General features: G+C 37.1%; 16 protein-coding genes. 8 read left to right on the top strand and 8 right to left on the bottom strand.

The features are described from left to right. Positions 1-321 precede the first annotated feature (321 nt). Positions 322-687, top strand: coding sequence for a YraN family protein (locus OQX63_RS16865; protein ID WP_265851990.1), 366 nt, complete (start codon positions 322-324; stop codon positions 685-687). Next, positions 665-1747 carry a glutaminyl-peptide cyclotransferase gene (locus OQX63_RS16860; protein ID WP_265851989.1) on the top strand — a complete coding sequence of 361 codons (1083 nt, stop codon included), beginning with the start codon at positions 665-667 and terminating at the stop codon, positions 1745-1747. Before OQX63_RS16865 ends, OQX63_RS16860 begins: the two co-directional genes overlap by 23 nt. A gap of 112 nt (positions 1748-1859) precedes the next feature. Here OQX63_RS16860 and OQX63_RS16855 read toward each other — a convergent pair whose 3' ends face one another. The 3 genes from OQX63_RS16855 to OQX63_RS16845 all read right to left on the bottom strand — a co-directional run bounded on the left by OQX63_RS16855 (position 1860) and on the right by OQX63_RS16845 (position 3537). Then, complete coding sequence (locus OQX63_RS16855; protein ID WP_265851988.1) at positions 1860-2390, bottom strand: DUF4251 domain-containing protein; 531 nt, start codon at positions 2388-2390, stop codon at positions 1860-1862. Between the two features lie 102 nt (positions 2391-2492). Then, positions 2493-3107 (bottom strand): hypothetical protein, encoded by a 615-nt coding sequence (locus OQX63_RS16850; protein WP_265851987.1) that lies wholly within the window; start codon positions 3105-3107, stop codon positions 2493-2495. Between the two features lie 88 nt (positions 3108-3195). Continuing rightward, positions 3196-3537, bottom strand: a complete 342-nt coding sequence (locus OQX63_RS16845) for a TfoX/Sxy family protein (protein WP_265851986.1) — start codon at positions 3535-3537, stop codon at positions 3196-3198. 85 nt (positions 3538-3622) lie between these two features. Here OQX63_RS16845 and OQX63_RS16840 point away from each other — a divergent pair, with 85 nt between their 5' ends. The 4 genes from OQX63_RS16840 to OQX63_RS16825 all read left to right on the top strand — a co-directional run bounded on the left by OQX63_RS16840 (position 3623) and on the right by OQX63_RS16825 (position 7596). After that, complete coding sequence (locus OQX63_RS16840) at positions 3623-4231, top strand: ribonuclease HII (RefSeq protein WP_265851985.1); 609 nt, start codon at positions 3623-3625, stop codon at positions 4229-4231. Positions 4232-4253: 22 nt separating this feature from the next. Beyond that, positions 4254-5456, top strand: a complete 1203-nt coding sequence (locus OQX63_RS16835; protein WP_265851984.1) for a glycosyltransferase family 4 protein — start codon at positions 4254-4256, stop codon at positions 5454-5456. A 255-nt stretch (positions 5457-5711) separates the two neighbouring features. Further along, complete coding sequence (gene gcvT, locus OQX63_RS16830; protein ID WP_265851983.1) at positions 5712-6791, top strand: glycine cleavage system aminomethyltransferase GcvT; 1080 nt, start codon at positions 5712-5714, stop codon at positions 6789-6791. Positions 6792-6876: 85 nt separating this feature from the next. Further along, on the top strand, positions 6877-7596 hold the full coding sequence (locus OQX63_RS16825) for a 2-phosphosulfolactate phosphatase (RefSeq protein WP_265851982.1): 720 nt from the start codon (positions 6877-6879) through the stop codon (positions 7594-7596). 144 nt (positions 7597-7740) lie between these two features. Here the strand turns inward: OQX63_RS16825 and OQX63_RS16820 are convergent, their stop codons facing one another. From OQX63_RS16820 to gldB, 4 genes are all read right to left on the bottom strand, one after another. Further along, a complete protein-coding gene (locus OQX63_RS16820) occupies positions 7741-8601 on the bottom strand; it encodes a hypothetical protein (protein ID WP_265851981.1) in 861 nt (286 codons plus the stop codon). A gap of 129 nt (positions 8602-8730) precedes the next feature. After that, positions 8731-9525 carry a M12 family metallopeptidase gene (locus OQX63_RS16815; protein WP_265851980.1) on the bottom strand — a complete coding sequence of 265 codons (795 nt, stop codon included), beginning with the start codon at positions 9523-9525 and terminating at the stop codon, positions 8731-8733. Between the two features lie 313 nt (positions 9526-9838). Further along, positions 9839-10609 carry a patatin-like phospholipase family protein gene (locus tag OQX63_RS16810; protein WP_265851979.1) on the bottom strand — a complete coding sequence of 257 codons (771 nt, stop codon included), beginning with the start codon at positions 10607-10609 and terminating at the stop codon, positions 9839-9841. Positions 10610-10652: 43 nt separating this feature from the next. Continuing rightward, positions 10653-11687, bottom strand: a complete 1035-nt coding sequence (gene gldB / locus OQX63_RS16805; protein WP_265851978.1) for a gliding motility lipoprotein GldB — start codon at positions 11685-11687, stop codon at positions 10653-10655. 30 nt (positions 11688-11717) lie between these two features. On the opposite strand from gldB, the gene OQX63_RS16800 reads away from it, so the two are divergent. Both OQX63_RS16800 and OQX63_RS16795 read left to right on the top strand, forming a co-directional pair. Next, positions 11718-12386, top strand: coding sequence for a porin family protein (locus OQX63_RS16800; protein ID WP_265851977.1), 669 nt, complete (start codon positions 11718-11720; stop codon positions 12384-12386). A 44-nt stretch (positions 12387-12430) separates the two neighbouring features. Beyond that, on the top strand, positions 12431-14071 hold the full coding sequence (locus OQX63_RS16795; protein ID WP_265851976.1) for an NAD+ synthase: 1641 nt from the start codon (positions 12431-12433) through the stop codon (positions 14069-14071). Between the two features lie 192 nt (positions 14072-14263). On the opposite strand, the gene OQX63_RS16790 is transcribed toward OQX63_RS16795, so the two are convergent. Continuing rightward, on the bottom strand, positions 14264-14680 hold the full coding sequence (locus tag OQX63_RS16790) for an OsmC family protein (protein WP_090983017.1): 417 nt from the start codon (positions 14678-14680) through the stop codon (positions 14264-14266). Positions 14681-14813 lie beyond the last annotated feature (133 nt).

The raw sequence follows: 14813 nt of genomic DNA, 5'->3' as shown, positions 1-14813 counted from the left end.
ACCTAATGCCAATATGTAACCTGGGATACCGCCGGGAGGGGATGTCATAACCATTTTTATGCCCAAAATAGAATTTCGATCCCAGATCTGTTCAGAAATGCCATCCAAAATGAAATTGCAGCTATAAATATAGTTATAGGGGGGATAAAATCAGGTGATATTCATTTTGTAAATTGCCAATATTCATAATTATAACAGACATGCGGATATTAGGAGCTATCGGGTCCGCTCGAAATGACGGCTTTTCAATCATGACGATCGTTCTTGATAAAGAGACTATAAAATTCATTCATTCAAAATTCACTCATTCAATAAGTAGACATGGCGCTTCATAATGATTTAGGTAGAGAAGGTGAACGGATTGCGAAGCAATATCTGGAAGGAAAAGGATACGAAGTTTTAGATGAAAACTGGACACATGGTAAGGCTGAGGTAGATTTAATTGTATATAAAAATGGTATTATGGTTTTTGTTGAAGTTAAGTCCCGTAGCTCCATTGCTTTTGGAGAACCAGAGGAATTTGTACACAAAGCGAAACAAATTCAGATGGAATTGGCCGCTAATGCTTATATTGAAATCATGAATCATCAAAATGATATCCGTTTTGATATTATTGCGATTACCTTTACAAAAAATAAAAGTTATAATTTAAACCATATAGAAGATGCGTTTTGGCCTGAAGATTAACCCCATTAAAAAAATTGCATTTATTGGAATTGCACTTGCATTTGTAAGCTCTTGTAAAGAGCGTACAACCACAACTTACCGTAATTTTGTTGCTCCATTAACTGGTGTTAATGTGCCCTCAGGAAATGAATTTGATGTGAAAGTGCAGTTTGGAGCTGAGCAAAAAGTAGACTCTGTAATTTATTTGATCGATACCATCAAAGTTGCTTCGAAAACCGATACTTTGGCGCTTAAACTTAAAACAGAAGGTCTGAAATTGGGTAACCACCTGTTAACCGCCAAAATATTTGGAGAAGGAAAATCAGAAGATTTAACTTCAAATATTAACGTATTGGCAGCGCAGGCGCCTACAGAATATACTTATAAGGTAATTAAGAACCTGCCTCATGATACCGCTTCGTATGTAGAGGGTTTAGAATATCATGATGGCTTCTTTTACGAAAGTGCCGGCGATTATGGCCATTCGAGCTTACGCAAGGTAGACCCGGCAACAGGAAAAATTCTTCAGAAAGCAGATTTAGATAAGCAATATTTTGGCGAAGGCATGACCGTAATTGGAAACAAAATTATTCAGTTAACGTATCGCGAAAAAGTTGGATTTGTTTACGATAAAGCTACTTTGAAGAAATTGTCTGAGTTTTCTTATACTGCTGGAAGAGAAGGCTGGGGTTTGGCTTTTGATGGGGAGAAGGTGTTGAATACCGATGGTTCAAATACGATCTTTTTTCTGAATAAGGATACTTATCAAAAAATTGGTTCGATTGATGTGTTTGATAATAAGGGGCCGATCCAAAATCTGAATGAACTTGAAGTTATTGACGGTAAAATTTATGCAAACGTATATACAACAAACGAAATCATGATCATCAATCCGGAAACGGGTGCCGTTCAAAGTAAGATCGATTTATCAGGACTGTTGCCAGCAGATTATTTTAAAACTGAAGATGAAAAAGCCAATAATGTGTTAAACGGAATCGCTTACGATAAAGCTGGTAAAAGGCTTTTTGTAGCTGGCAAAAAATGGCCGCACATTTTTCAGATTGAGTTGGTTAAGAAATAGTGCAGTCGTCGTCTCAACCGAAGCAAAGCAAAGCGGAGAGATCTTTGAACCGTGCTAAAAGATTTCTCCAATCCGCTCGAAATCAAGATTTATTAAGCCTGGCTTCTAATATCTAATCTTTTTTCTTTAGCTCTTCTAAATATCCATTAAAAATAATGGGCTGTTTATTGATACTACTCGCCGTTAAAGAAGCATAACCGTTTGTCGAAATATTGATTGTAAACCGATAATTTTCTCTTACCACATCCTTTGTTTCAATTTGGATGGTATACATTCCTTTTTTATTCTTCGATTCTTTATAGGTGAAATTTTTTGAAGTAAATTTAATACCACCTTGTGTCGGATCTATCGGAGCCGAAAAAGACCTTCCAAAATAAGGCAGGTAAGCAATAATACTGTCTTTGGTAACCTTTACATCGTATTGTGATCCGCTTAGGTTTATGGAAGAACCTACCTGGCTGCCTGGCATTGTTGACAATATTCTGTTAATGTCATTGTTAGCCATTGGAGTGGCTGTGTTGGCCACAAAAGCATAATTCTTATCTGTTACGATTTTTATGGTGGTTTGCTTATCCGTTTGGGCAAAAGACTGAAATCCTATCGAAAAAAATGCAAGGCTTAATATTAAATTTAAATGTTTCATAATGTGTGTTTTAAATGTATAATAATTTAAAGATGCACAGATTTGAAAGATTCCATAATAGTGCCAAAAAACGGGAGTAGCATAAATTTAAAGATATTGATACTAAGGATATACCTTTTCCGAATAACTCGATTTGTATAATGGATTAGCTTTTTCTGTTGCAGAGGCTCCCATTGCAGTAAATTTATAAATGCCTACAGGCAGGTTATTCAGCTCTATTTCGCCATTTTCGTTTGTGATTAAGGTGATTAAATTTCCTCCCGGATTTTTACCACCTTTAACAACTATTCCGCCTATTGGTGATCCTGCCACCCGTGATTTGGGATTGGTGGAAGGGACCAAAAGGATAAATTTGTAATTCCCTGCGCTGGCATTGTTAAATTCTATCTCGCCATTTTGGTTGGTTACAAGTGTAACTATATTGCCGTTAGGGTTCTTGTCTGCTTTTACCAAAATCCCGCCAATGGGTTGCCCGGCAACAAAAGTAACCTCTCCGGAAGTTACATCTAATTTACCCTTTATGGATTTCATGATGCAGGGGAAATGCGATTCCGGATAATTCAGCTTACAATAGTCGCAATAATGCCCTTCTGGTGCCTGTTTTCTTAATTGAGTATTTTCGTTGGTAGTTATTGCAGTAGTGGTTGTTTTAATTTGAGCCAGTACGGTTAATGATATAGACAGTAGAAATATGGCCAGAGCAGCTCTTTTTTTCATAAAATTTGATTAGAATGGTAAAATTAATCAAAAAATATGGCTCTTACTAGAATTAGCCTGTTTTGGAGCTTTGCCGGCCTTAACCTGTTTATTTCTTTTTTGATGCTTTGGCAATAGGATTAAAATCCAGGGCAAGTTTAACCCAAAAATCAAGCTCATCATTTCTAACTAAAACATCTTCTGATACTGAAATATAGCCTCGCATAGGCCTATTACCCATGATCATTTGGTGCCATCCATCTTTATGCGATAGGTTTTCTAAACCATTTGGATCCAGTCTTACCATCATACCCTCCTTCGAAACACCAATGCACATTTTGCCATTCACCATGAACACTAACCCGCTAAACATCAGTTTTTCTTCTACATCAGCAATGTGCATTAAACGTTCGGCTACACGGTGGGCAAGGGTTTCGTTGTATACTCTCATAGGTCATACTATTGGCAATTGATAAACAGAAACAATTTAATCTTTAACTTTCATTCGCAAAAAATAAAATAATTAAATTTGCAACATGTTGTTAAACTGCTATCAGGAAGAATTATTGGAGGCTGGTTGTGATGAAGCTGGAAGAGGTTGCCTTGCAGGGCCAGTTTTTGCAGCAGCGGTAATATTGCCCAAAGGTTTTGTACTTGAGGGTTTAAATGATTCCAAACAGCTTTCTCACGAGCAAAGGGCGCTGTTAAGGCCAATTATTGAACAGGAGGCTCTCGCTTGGGCAGTAGCCTCTTGCGATCATGAAGAAATTGATCGCATTAATATTTTAAATGCATCTTTTCTGGCCATGCACAGGGCTATTGAGAAATTGCAAACACAACCACAATACCTGATTATTGATGGGAACCGTTTTAAGACCTATCCGCAGATTCCACATAGTTGTATTGTTAAAGGCGATGGTAAATATCTAAATATCGCCGCCGCTTCTATACTGGCCAAAACGCACCGCGATGAATACATGACCAATCTACACATCGATTTTCCGCATTACAATTGGCAGCAGAATAAAGGATACCCAACAATTGCACACCGTAAGGCTGTAATCGAAATCGGTTTATCGCCATTTCACCGCAAAACATTTAATGTAAGCGATCCCCAGTTAGAACTGTTTTCAAAAAACGCCTAAAAATTCGTATTTTCACCACATTGTGAAAATTCTGTTGATTACTAAGCGGGTTCCCTTTCCGCCAAATAGTGGTTACCCTATTGTGGTTTATAATACCATAAAAGGTTTGCTGCAACTTGGTGCAGATATTACCTTGTTTAGCCTTAACCCAACAAAGGGCCGTATCGATATTGAAGATATTTATGACCCCATTTTTGAACAGATTAAATACCATACCTACGATTTAGATACCGATGTAAATGTGTGGTCGGCTTTTTTTAATATTTTCACCAACGAATCATACAATGTTTCCCGGTATTACAGCGAAGATGCTGCGCGGCAGCTGGAAAATCTCTTAAGGGAAAACGTATTCGATGTCATCCAGTTCGAGGGGCTCTTCGTGGTGCCCTATTTGGATGTGGTTAAAGCAAATAGTAATGCAAAGCTGATTTACCGCGCACATAATATCGAATTTACGTTGTGGGAACGTCTTTCGCTTTCAGAAAAGTTTCTCATTCGGCGTAAGTACTTAGCTTTTTTGGCACAACGGCTTAAAGCTTACGAAACGGATCAGATTAACCGCTTTCACCACATTTTTGCCATTTCCGAACCCGATCGTCAAAGTATATTAAGGTTTGGTTGCGAAATTCCGATGTCGGTTTTTCCGGTTGCCATCGATCTGGAAAAATATAAGGTAGACAAAACCAAAACCAGTTTTCCTACGCTTTTTCATTTGGGGGCGATGGATTGGCGGCCAAATCAGGAAGGTTTAGAATGGTTTTTAGATGATATCTGGCCAGACATTGAAAAGTTAAATAAAGACCTCCGTTTTTATATTGCCGGGAAAAATATGCAGAAACATTTTTTTGAATATGATTCAGAGAACCTGATCGTAGAAGGAGAGGTGTTTGATGCCGTAGAGTTTATGAATTCTAAGGCAATTATGATTGTGCCCTTAATTTCTGGTACCGGAATGCGGGTGAAGATTATTGAAGGCATGGCGATGAAAAAATGCATCATTGCTACAACTACTGCAGCTGAAGGAATTAATTACAAGCATGGACATGATATTTTAATTGCTGATTCTGCAGATGAATTTTACCGTTCAATCTTACAATGTGTCATCAATCCTAAACGTTGGGCTGAAATAGGAGAGAACGCCAGGAAAACAGTCGAAAATGATCATGCGGTTCATTTAATCTCCAGTAAAATGTTGAAGATTTATGGGGAATTGGTAAGTGCGTAACTGTATAAGAGTTAACATCTTTTCTATACGCTTAGAGAGAAATTTGTCAACTCCGGGCATCTTTTTAATAGATGCTGAAGCAAGTTTAGCATGACGGAAGAACAGAAAAACCATCTAAAAATGCTCTTTAAATTAACCTCAAAATTTTGTCTTTTTCTTAGTAGTTTTGCCCCACGAAGAATACGAATGAAATCGCCATAATCTGGGGGTGAAATTGTTATCGCTTCATTATTCATAAAAAAATAAAATTTACGGATGAAAAATACCGCATTAACAGAAAAACACATCGCTTTAGGCGCTAAAATGGTTCCATTTGCAGGTTATAATATGCCTGTTACTTACGAAGGTATTAATGCTGAACATGCAACTGTTCGTAATGGAGTAGGTGTTTTTGATGTGAGCCACATGGGTGAATTTATTCTTAAAGGCGAAAATGCATTAGACTTAATTCAACGGGTTACCAGTAATGATGCTGCTAAGTTGTATGATGGAAAAGTTCAGTACTCTTGTTTGCCAAATAAAGATGGCGGTATTGTTGATGATCTTCTGGTTTACAAAATAGATGATACAACCTATATGTTGGTGGTAAATGCATCAAATATTGAAAAAGATTGGGACTGGATACAACAGTTTAATACAAAAGGAGTAGAAATGCACAATATTTCTGATCAGACTTCTCTTTTAGCCATTCAAGGACCAAAGGCAGCTGATGCTTTACAAAGCCTAACCGAGGTTGATCTGGCTTCGATGGAGTATTATACTTTTGTAAAGGGCACTTTTGCTGGTGTTGATAATGTGGTGATTTCTGCAACAGGATATACCGGTGCAGGTGGTTTCGAGATTTATTTCGAAAACCAATATGCTGATCAGATCTGGGATGCCATTTTTGAAGCTGGTGCGCCTTATAACATTAAGCCGATTGGTTTAGGTGCACGTGATACTTTACGTTTAGAAATGGGTTTCTGTTTATACGGAAATGATATTGATGATACGACTTCGCCAATTGAGGCCGGTTTAGGTTGGATTACTAAATTTTCTAAATCTTTTACCAACTCAGAAGCTTTGTTAGCACAAAAAGAAGCAGGTATTCAAAAGAAATTAGTGGGTTTTGAAATGATCGATCGCGGTATTCCACGCCATGATTATGAAATTGCTGATGCTGACGGAAATATTATTGGTAAAGTAACTTCTGGTACGCAAGCACCTTCTTTGCAAAAAGCAATCGGGATGGGTTACGTTGCAAAAGATTTCGCTAAAGAAGGAACTGAAGTTTTTATTTTAATTCGCAATACGCCAATTAAAGCTAAAGTGGTTAAGTTTCCTTTTTATAAGTAAGATTTGAGAAGTTAGATGTGAGATTTGAGACGGTTTGATCCTCTGAAATCTCATATCTCATATCTCAATACTCATATCTCCTCGCATGTCAAAAAAAATAGAAGTTTGTTTAACGCCAGCCTTGATCGATTTATATGATATCGAACAAAGTATTGTAGTGGTTATCGATATTTTGAGAGCGACCTCCTCTATTACTTATGGGATAGATAATGGTGCTGAGGCGATTATTCCTGTAGCCCAGGTTGAAGATTGTTTGAACTATCGCGATAGCGGATTTTTATTGGCAGCAGAACGAAACGGAGAGGTAGTTGCAGGCTATGATTTCGGCAACTCGCCATTCTCTTATACACACGAAAAGGTAAATGGGAAAATGGTTGTTCTAACAACTACAAACGGAACCAAGGCCTTACATTTGGCACAGAAAAGAGCCTATCAAGTTGTGATAGGGTCATTCCTTAACTTAGATTCACTTTGTAATTATTTGAAAATTCAGGATAAAAATGTGCTTTTACTTTGTGCAGGCTGGAAAGATCAGTTCAATTTAGAAGATACCCTTTTTGCAGGTGCCGTAGTAAGCAATCTTCGCCAGAATTTTAAACATTTTGATGATTCCAGTGTGGCAGCTGAAGACCTTTATTCCTTGGCTAAAGAAGATTTGAGAAAATACCTTCACAAATCATCACATAGCCATCGCTTGGCTCAGTTGAATATAGAAGAAGATGTGGTTTTTTGTTTGCAGCTAAATCTGTGCAAAACCATTCCGGTTTTAGAGGGCGAACGTTTGGTAGCCTTAAAAACGAATTAATATAGTCCTCGTTTTTAACGAGGATTGTGGAAAACCACATTTGTAATGTGCTTGCATCAGTCACAAGAATTGTTCTTCTCTGCGATAAAATCGCCATTCTATATTATCCTCGTTGGAAACAAGGACAATGAGATAGTCTTAAAATTAAAAGCTGAAATTTATCCCTAATAATACTGCGTTTTTTCTAAAATTTGCACCGTTAAATTGAGTTTCCTCTGTTGGTCTGGTATTATAATAGGCTTTATCTACACCAGTGTAAGTATTGATGTTATTGATTATATAGTCAACCTCTACCTGTAGACTTTTATTCAATGGTACTGCCAGATCGATATCTCCGGCTAATGAAAAGGAATTTGCCCGGTGTGTAAAGCTTACTGGTTTTGCAAAATCGGGAATTAAATTCCAATTGGCTTTGGCTGAATAAGTATAAAAACCACCTAAAACTGTAGCCCCGATACTAAATTTTTGTGTTTTAAGTACAAATTCTGCTCCTAAATCGAAGCCTTTATATCTTATTCCATAAATAGAGTTGAGGCCTTTGCTATCGGGGTTATTGGCGCTTTCTAACAGGTGAAATTTTTGCTGATGATATGATAGGCCAACAATTGGATTAATGTTAAATTCTCCAAACTTTACGAGCTGATAGCTGAATTGTAAACTACCATCATATAGGTAGCCTTTATTTGCGTCAAGCAGGTCAAAATAGAAAGCACCTTGTCGGTTATCCTCAGCATAATCGGTATCTTCTACTTCGCCTTTAGTTATGCTGTAGTATTGGTTGGTGGCTTTAACGCTGAACCTATTGGTGATTTTGTAGCTAACATCTAGCCCAAAAACTGGCCCTTTAAGATTTTTCCAGATCAATTCTGATAATATATTCGGACCTGTCCCGGCTGCATTACCTGCAATAGACCAATCAGATTTAGATTGCTGGAGACCAATATAAGGTTTTAGGCTCCACCTTTGGTGAAGATCTTGAGCTGATGCAACTTTGCAGAATAGCATTAGGATTGAGCAGGCTAAAAACTGTTTCATCAAAGAAATCCGCAAAGCAATCAGCATATTTATTATATATTTTACAGCAGTAAAATACACATAGTGGCCAATTATACCACTATGTGTAATTATTTATTTTTAAAACGGATATACTGAGGCGATAAATGATTTATCAGTAGGAGACAATACCGTATTCCATCCCACCTCGAAATCACCAATAGTTAATTCATTTGGAACCGAATAGTGCATGATCGAATATTTATCGTAAGCGCTGTAGTTGGTTTGCGTGGTGCTGTATTTTGCAAATAAGTTATTGTCAACATCTGCCTGGCTCCAATAATTTGGTGCTGCAGCATAATAAGCGTAAACCGCTGGTTTATCCCAAGGAATAGCCACTAATGGGTGTTGGTGCTCATGGATCAATCCTAAGGCATGACCGAATTCGTGAATTACCACGCGGCTATATTCCGAATCTGCTGTACTTGCGGTTAACCAACCGTAGTTCATGGTCGCGCCAGTGCTGGGAGTTGATTTTCCAATGTAAGACCAGGATCCATCTCCGCTTACAAAACTTACCCTGATTTTGGCTGTATTATCATTTGTTACAAAGTTGAATTTAATGTTGGCATATTGTTCCCACGCTTTAGCATATTGGATTACTTTAGCTCTGATGGCTGCCGTGCTTCCATTTAAACTTACTTTTATTGTCGTTCCTGGTGTCCATTTGGTCGACTTTAGTACAGCGCCTCTTGGGGTAGTGCCATCTAAAGATCTTTCTGTACAGATTTGGATATTACCAAGCGGATTAACAGCAGCTATTTCTGGTTTTTCTAAATCTGCCGTTTCTGTAGGCCTTTCTTTTTTACAGGCGTATAATACTGTAGATAGCGCAAGGGCGGTTAATAAGGTTTTATTTAATTTTAAAAATTTCATGTTTAGGTTTTTTAGGTAAAATAATGATCTGATTTTTGGCGGAGAAATCATTTAGAAAATTGTGAAGACAGGAATTCTTCTTCTTTGGAAAAGAATAATTTGGTTGAAAAACATAGATAGAAATTTAGGTTTGTTTGCCGCATATTTGCGATGTACGTCCTAAAGTAAAATTTAAATATGTTATTACCAATAGATTTGTAATATTTTTATTTCACTAGCGTATTATATATGCATGATATAAATGAATTTTTAAATTATAATCATGTATAATTAATATTACTTTTTAGAAAAAAAATATATGAAAATTAGTTCCTTATTTTGTAATTAATTCAGAAATGGTCGGGCTGTTTTTAATGGTAATTAAGGCTTCTTCGTGTGCCAGCCAATAAATGTCTTCCGCACGTTTCATGTCGAATGTACTAATGGCCCCTAAACCTTTAGGTTCGATCAGTACATTGCAAAATTTAGCTTTTCTTTCCATATCATGGTTAATAGACATGATACCTGCACGGCCCATTAGATTGGTGATTCCTGTGATTTTATCAACTGGCTTAAGGTGGTTACAGGATGAGCCTATAATGAAATCGCAGTCGTCCATTAAAGGTTCAACCGGAAAATTATTTAAAATACCGCCATCCACATACATCTGACCATCGATCATAATGGGTTTAAAAATACCGGGTATACAACTAGAGGCATGAATGGCCCTGATTAGTGGTCCTTTTGTAAAGTAAACCAACCGGCCTTCACTAAAATTTACAGCAGCTATGGTTAAAGGTATTTTTAGTTTATCGATTGAATCTTCAGGGAAATATTCTTTTAAAATTAAAGCGGTATTTTCAATATTAATTAAGCCTAGCGAACCCACTGCCGGACGTACAAAGCGCCAAAGTTTTGTTTTAAGGAAAATACTTAACCCTTCTTCCGGATCTATGCCTGCAGCAAAAAAAGCTCCGGCAATGGCTCCTGCACTTGTTCCGCTAATGTGGCTAAAGGTAATGCCCAAATTGCTAAAGGCCTTTAAAACGCCTAAATGTGCTATTCCCCTAATGCCTCCGCCTGATAATACAATGCCAACTTTCATTTTTTATGGGTTAATTGTTTGAACTGATACTGCTAACTGAAAACTACTTCTGTTGTTTTGGTTTATACTTCGATTCCTTTAAAATTTTCTGCGCATCATTATCTGCCATTAACTGTTGCACAGTAATGTCAGGATGCGTTTTCATATATTTTTTAACTATTTGCCATCCCATCCATACACCCAATTTTGGTGCCGAATCTCTATTTTCGCCTAAACCTGGCGTAAAAGGCCCTTCAGATAAAAATACCTGGATTTTTTGATAGTCTGTTTCATACAGATAATTGTTCTCTAAAAAATATGCCCAAATATCTCCTTCAAAATTTTGTACCCAATCCATTTGCTGTTGGGTATATCCGATTTTAGTAGAATCGTCTACATCTTCGGGCAAAACCTGGTCGAGAAAGTATAAAATTTTTCCCTGAAAAATCATTTTAGCCAATAAGGTTCTATTATCATCAGGCTCTGCAAAAAGTTCTTCATGTGCATAGGTTTCGGCTACGCGGGGCACAATATATTCAGGTGTAAACCTCCTGGAAAGATATAGCGGTACACTTTGCACTATAGCCCTGTAAAATTTGCTGTCTTTGCCCAGAAACATATCTAAGCCAATGCCCAGATAGTTATCACCAACCGGCATCTGGTAAGCAAAACCTGAAGCAAAGGAAATGAATTTTGGAATCTTCGCCTTTGGGTAATAATATTTAATGTATTTAAAAGTCTCGTTTAGTCCCTCTTCCTGTGCCTTTAAATTTGGAAAAACACTATCTACTTCCTTGCTTAAATCTGTATAGGCCCGATCATGGTATAAATTGTTCAACGATTCGGTGTTGGAATATTTACTGTCTAAAATCCGATGGATAAAATCGTCATAAAACACGTCATATTTTGAAGCAAGTTGCTTATCTACATCAATCACATCCTTGTTTTTTCCATTAAACAGCTCTTTATCAAATCTTTCAATTTTAATGCTTACCTGTATATTACTTACATCGGGCCTGTTGTTCTGCCTGCAGGAAATAAATGTGATGGCAAAAAGAAAAATTAGATAAATTTGCCAGTGTTTTACGTTATACATCATGTATCACAAATATATATAAACACCTATAGCATGAAAAGAATATCAACCATTTTAATTTTATCTGTTTTAAGTTTTGGTGCCTGGGCGCAAAATTCGCCTTTAACCAGTTACGGTTTTAGGTTGGGTTTAACTGCAACCCCAACTTTTGGTTGGGTTAAACCCGAGCAGGGAAAAACAGATGGAATAGGTTTGGGCTTTTCTTATGGATTAATTGGTGATTTTAATTTTGCTCCAAATTATAGTTTTTCTACTGCGCTGACAATTACTTCCATTAATGGTAAAAGTACAGAGGCCAATGTTTTACCTTACTATGCGCCCGGTTCGGCACCGAAAGCTTATGATTTAAAATATAAACTGCAATACATAGACTTGCCTTTAACCATAAAATTAAAAACCGTAAAAACTGATGGAAAGCGTTGGTATGGCCAGTTCGGGTTGTCTAATTCAATCAACATTAGTGCAAAACAAGATGCAGTTACAGGTGGAGCAGTTGTTGGCGATAATTTAAATGTGTCTGATCACATCAAGCTTTACCGTGCCGGATTAATTATTGGTGGAGGTGGCGAATTTGATATTTCTGGCAATACCAGTATCGTAGCTGGTTTAACTTTTAATAATGGGTTCACTAATATTGTAACAGATAAAGCCAGAGATGTTAGAAGTCATTATTTAGCGCTTAATTTCGGCGTATTCTTTTAATCTGGATATTTTTGTCTTGATACTTACTCCTTGATACATTAAACATGAAAATAGCACTCGCACAACTTAATTACCACATCGGGAACTTTGAAGCCAATACTAAAAAAATAACCGAAAATATTCAATTAGCGAAAGATAAAGGAGCAGATCTGGTGGTTTTTGCCGAATTGGCTATTTGTGGTTATCCTCCAAGGGATTTTCTGGAGTTTGAAGAGTTTATTGCATTGTGCGAAAGCGCAGCTCAGGAAATAGCCAAACACTGCACCGATATTGCCTGCATTGTTGGCCTGCCTATCAAAAATGAGATATTACAAGGAAAAGACCTGTATAATGCAGCTTATTTTATTGAGGAAGGAAAAATTAAGGCAGTTGTTAAAAAAGCATTATTGCCTACCTATGATGTTTTTGATGAATATCGCTATTTCGAACCTGCCACACAATTTAACTGTATTGATTTTAAGGGTAAAAAAATTGCCTTGACCATTTGTGAAGATCTTTGGAATATTAATGATAATCCATTGTATGTATCAAATCCAATGGATGAGCTGATTAAAGAGCAACCTGATGTAATGATTAATATTGCAGCATCACCTTTCTCTTATACCCATGATGATGAACGCATAAAAGTATTGGCTGACAATGCGAAAAAATATCACCTGCCCGTATTTTATGTAAACCAGGTGGGTGCGCAGACTGAGATTATTTTTGATGGCGGTTCTTTGGTTTTCGACGCTGATGGAGCCATGAAAGCAGAAATGAAATATTTTGAAGAAGACCTTCAGGTATTTGATCTGGAAGAGGTTGAAAATGTGCGCAATAAGTATCCCAAATCGGAAAGATTAACAGATATCGAACAAATTCATGATGCCTTAGTTTTAGGGATAAAAGATTATTTTCAGAAATCTGGGTTTAGTAAAGCGGTTTTAGGCCTGTCTGGCGGAATTGATTCAGCAGTGGTTTGTGCCCTCGCCTGTCGTGCATTAGGCCCCGAGCATGTAATGGCTGTTTTAATGCCATCTAAATTTTCATCCGATCATTCTGTACAAGATGCTTTAGATCTGGTTAATAATATTGGTTGCATGCACGAAATTGTGCCTATTAAAGACGTTGCCGATGCTTTCGATCACACGCTGGCACCAGCTTTCAAAGGCTTGCCTTTTAACCTGACGGAAGAAAATATCCAGGCTCGGATCCGCGGCATTATTAATATGGCGATGAGCAATAAATTTGGTTATATTTTATTAAATACCTCTAACAAAAGTGAATGTGCGGTAGGCTATGGTACGCTGTATGGCGATATGTGCGGTGCAATTGGTGTTATTGGTGATGTATATAAAATGCAGGTTTTTGAGCTGGCGAAGTACATTAATAAAGAAAGGGAAATTATTCCGATCAATACTATTGTTAAACCCCCTTCGGCAGAATTGAGGCCTGATCAGAAAGATTCGGATTCTTTGCCTGAATATGAAATCCTTGATAAAATATTATATCAGCACATCGAAAAGCAACAAGGCTCAAAAGCCATTATTGCTCAGGGTTTTGATGAAGCATTGGTGTTACGCATTTTAAAGATGGTAAATATTGCCGAGTTTAAACGTTACCAAACTCCACCTATCTTAAGGGTATCACCAAAAGCCTTTGGCATGGGAAGAAGAATGCCAATTGTGGGGAAATATATGGCTTAGGCATTTTGATTGTTTAATTCTTGGTTAACTGCGTAAGCGATTAGTAGCTTAAACCTGCGAATCGTAGAGGATTCGTCATCACGACTGGAGCGCAGCGGCTTGCCCGTAAAGGCGGGGAGAGCTCTTTTAAAAGATTTCTCGACTGCGTTGCACTCCGCTCGAAATGACGATCTCTTGAGGATGTGATTAATTTTACGCTAAAGTAGCATCAACTGTAATGGTTGTATTCAATAATTTAGAGATGGGACAGTTTTTTTCTGCATCTGCTACCAGCTCATCAAATTTTTCCTGTGTTAAATCAGGTACAGAAGCTGTTAAAGTTAAATGTGATTCTACAATTTCACCTTTTGATGGGTCAAGGTTAATTTCACATTTAGTTTCCAATTTATCTGCTGTAAATCCTGCTTCAGTTAAGTTAGCAGATAGTTTCATGGTAAAACAACCTGCGTGTGCAGCAGCAATTAATTCTTCTGGATTTGTACCCACACCATCTGCAAAGCGAGTATTGAAAGAATATTGAGTATTATTTAAAGTAGTACTTTGTGTAGTGATGTTACCACTACCTTCTTTGATAGAACCTTGCCATACGGCTGTTGCATTTCTTTTCATGATCGGACTTGATTTTTAGATTGTTTAACACTTAAAGATAAAAATATGTTTGTATAAAGCTGCCAATTCTTTGTTAAGAAATCTTGTTGTAAAAATTATTTCCCAATCTTTCTTAAATAAGCATTTTAAAAAA

Source organism: Pedobacter sp. PF22-3 (assembly GCF_026239555.1).
Lineage (GTDB): Bacteria > Bacteroidota > Bacteroidia > Sphingobacteriales > Sphingobacteriaceae > Pedobacter.
Note: the sequence above shows the minus strand (reverse complement) of the source record. Positions and strands in the feature narration are given on the sequence as shown.

Bases quoted from the DNA above. Each gene is read 5' to 3' on its own strand.
- OQX63_RS16855 (WP_265851988.1), bottom strand. From the start codon at position 2,390: ATGAAACATTTAAATTTAATATTAAGCCTTGCATTTTTTTCGATAGGA.
- OQX63_RS16845 (WP_265851986.1), bottom strand. From the start codon at position 3,537: ATGAGAGTATACAACGAAACCCTTGCCCACCGTGTAGCCGAACGTTTA.
- OQX63_RS16795 (WP_265851976.1), top strand. From the start codon at position 12,431: ATGAAAATAGCACTCGCACAACTTAATTACCACATCGGGAACTTTGAA.
- OQX63_RS16800 (WP_265851977.1), top strand. From the start codon at position 11,718: ATGAAAAGAATATCAACCATTTTAATTTTATCTGTTTTAAGTTTTGGT.
- OQX63_RS16840 (WP_265851985.1), top strand. From the start codon at position 3,623: ATGTTGTTAAACTGCTATCAGGAAGAATTATTGGAGGCTGGTTGTGAT.
- OQX63_RS16815 (WP_265851980.1), bottom strand. From the start codon at position 9,525: ATGAAATTTTTAAAATTAAATAAAACCTTATTAACCGCCCTTGCGCTA.
- gcvT (WP_265851983.1), top strand. From the start codon at position 5,712: ATGAAAAATACCGCATTAACAGAAAAACACATCGCTTTAGGCGCTAAA.
- OQX63_RS16820 (WP_265851981.1), bottom strand. From the start codon at position 8,601: ATGCTATTCTGCAAAGTTGCATCAGCTCAAGATCTTCACCAAAGGTGG.
- OQX63_RS16810 (WP_265851979.1), bottom strand. From the start codon at position 10,609: ATGAAAGTTGGCATTGTATTATCAGGCGGAGGCATTAGGGGAATAGCA.
- OQX63_RS16790 (WP_090983017.1), bottom strand. From the start codon at position 14,680: ATGAAAAGAAATGCAACAGCCGTATGGCAAGGTTCTATCAAAGAAGGT.
- gldB (WP_265851978.1), bottom strand. From the start codon at position 11,687: ATGATGTATAACGTAAAACACTGGCAAATTTATCTAATTTTTCTTTTT.
- OQX63_RS16850 (WP_265851987.1), bottom strand. From the start codon at position 3,107: ATGAAAAAAAGAGCTGCTCTGGCCATATTTCTACTGTCTATATCATTA.
- OQX63_RS16825 (WP_265851982.1), top strand. From the start codon at position 6,877: ATGTCAAAAAAAATAGAAGTTTGTTTAACGCCAGCCTTGATCGATTTA.
- OQX63_RS16860 (WP_265851989.1), top strand. From the start codon at position 665: ATGCGTTTTGGCCTGAAGATTAACCCCATTAAAAAAATTGCATTTATT.
- OQX63_RS16865 (WP_265851990.1), top strand. From the start codon at position 322: ATGGCGCTTCATAATGATTTAGGTAGAGAAGGTGAACGGATTGCGAAG.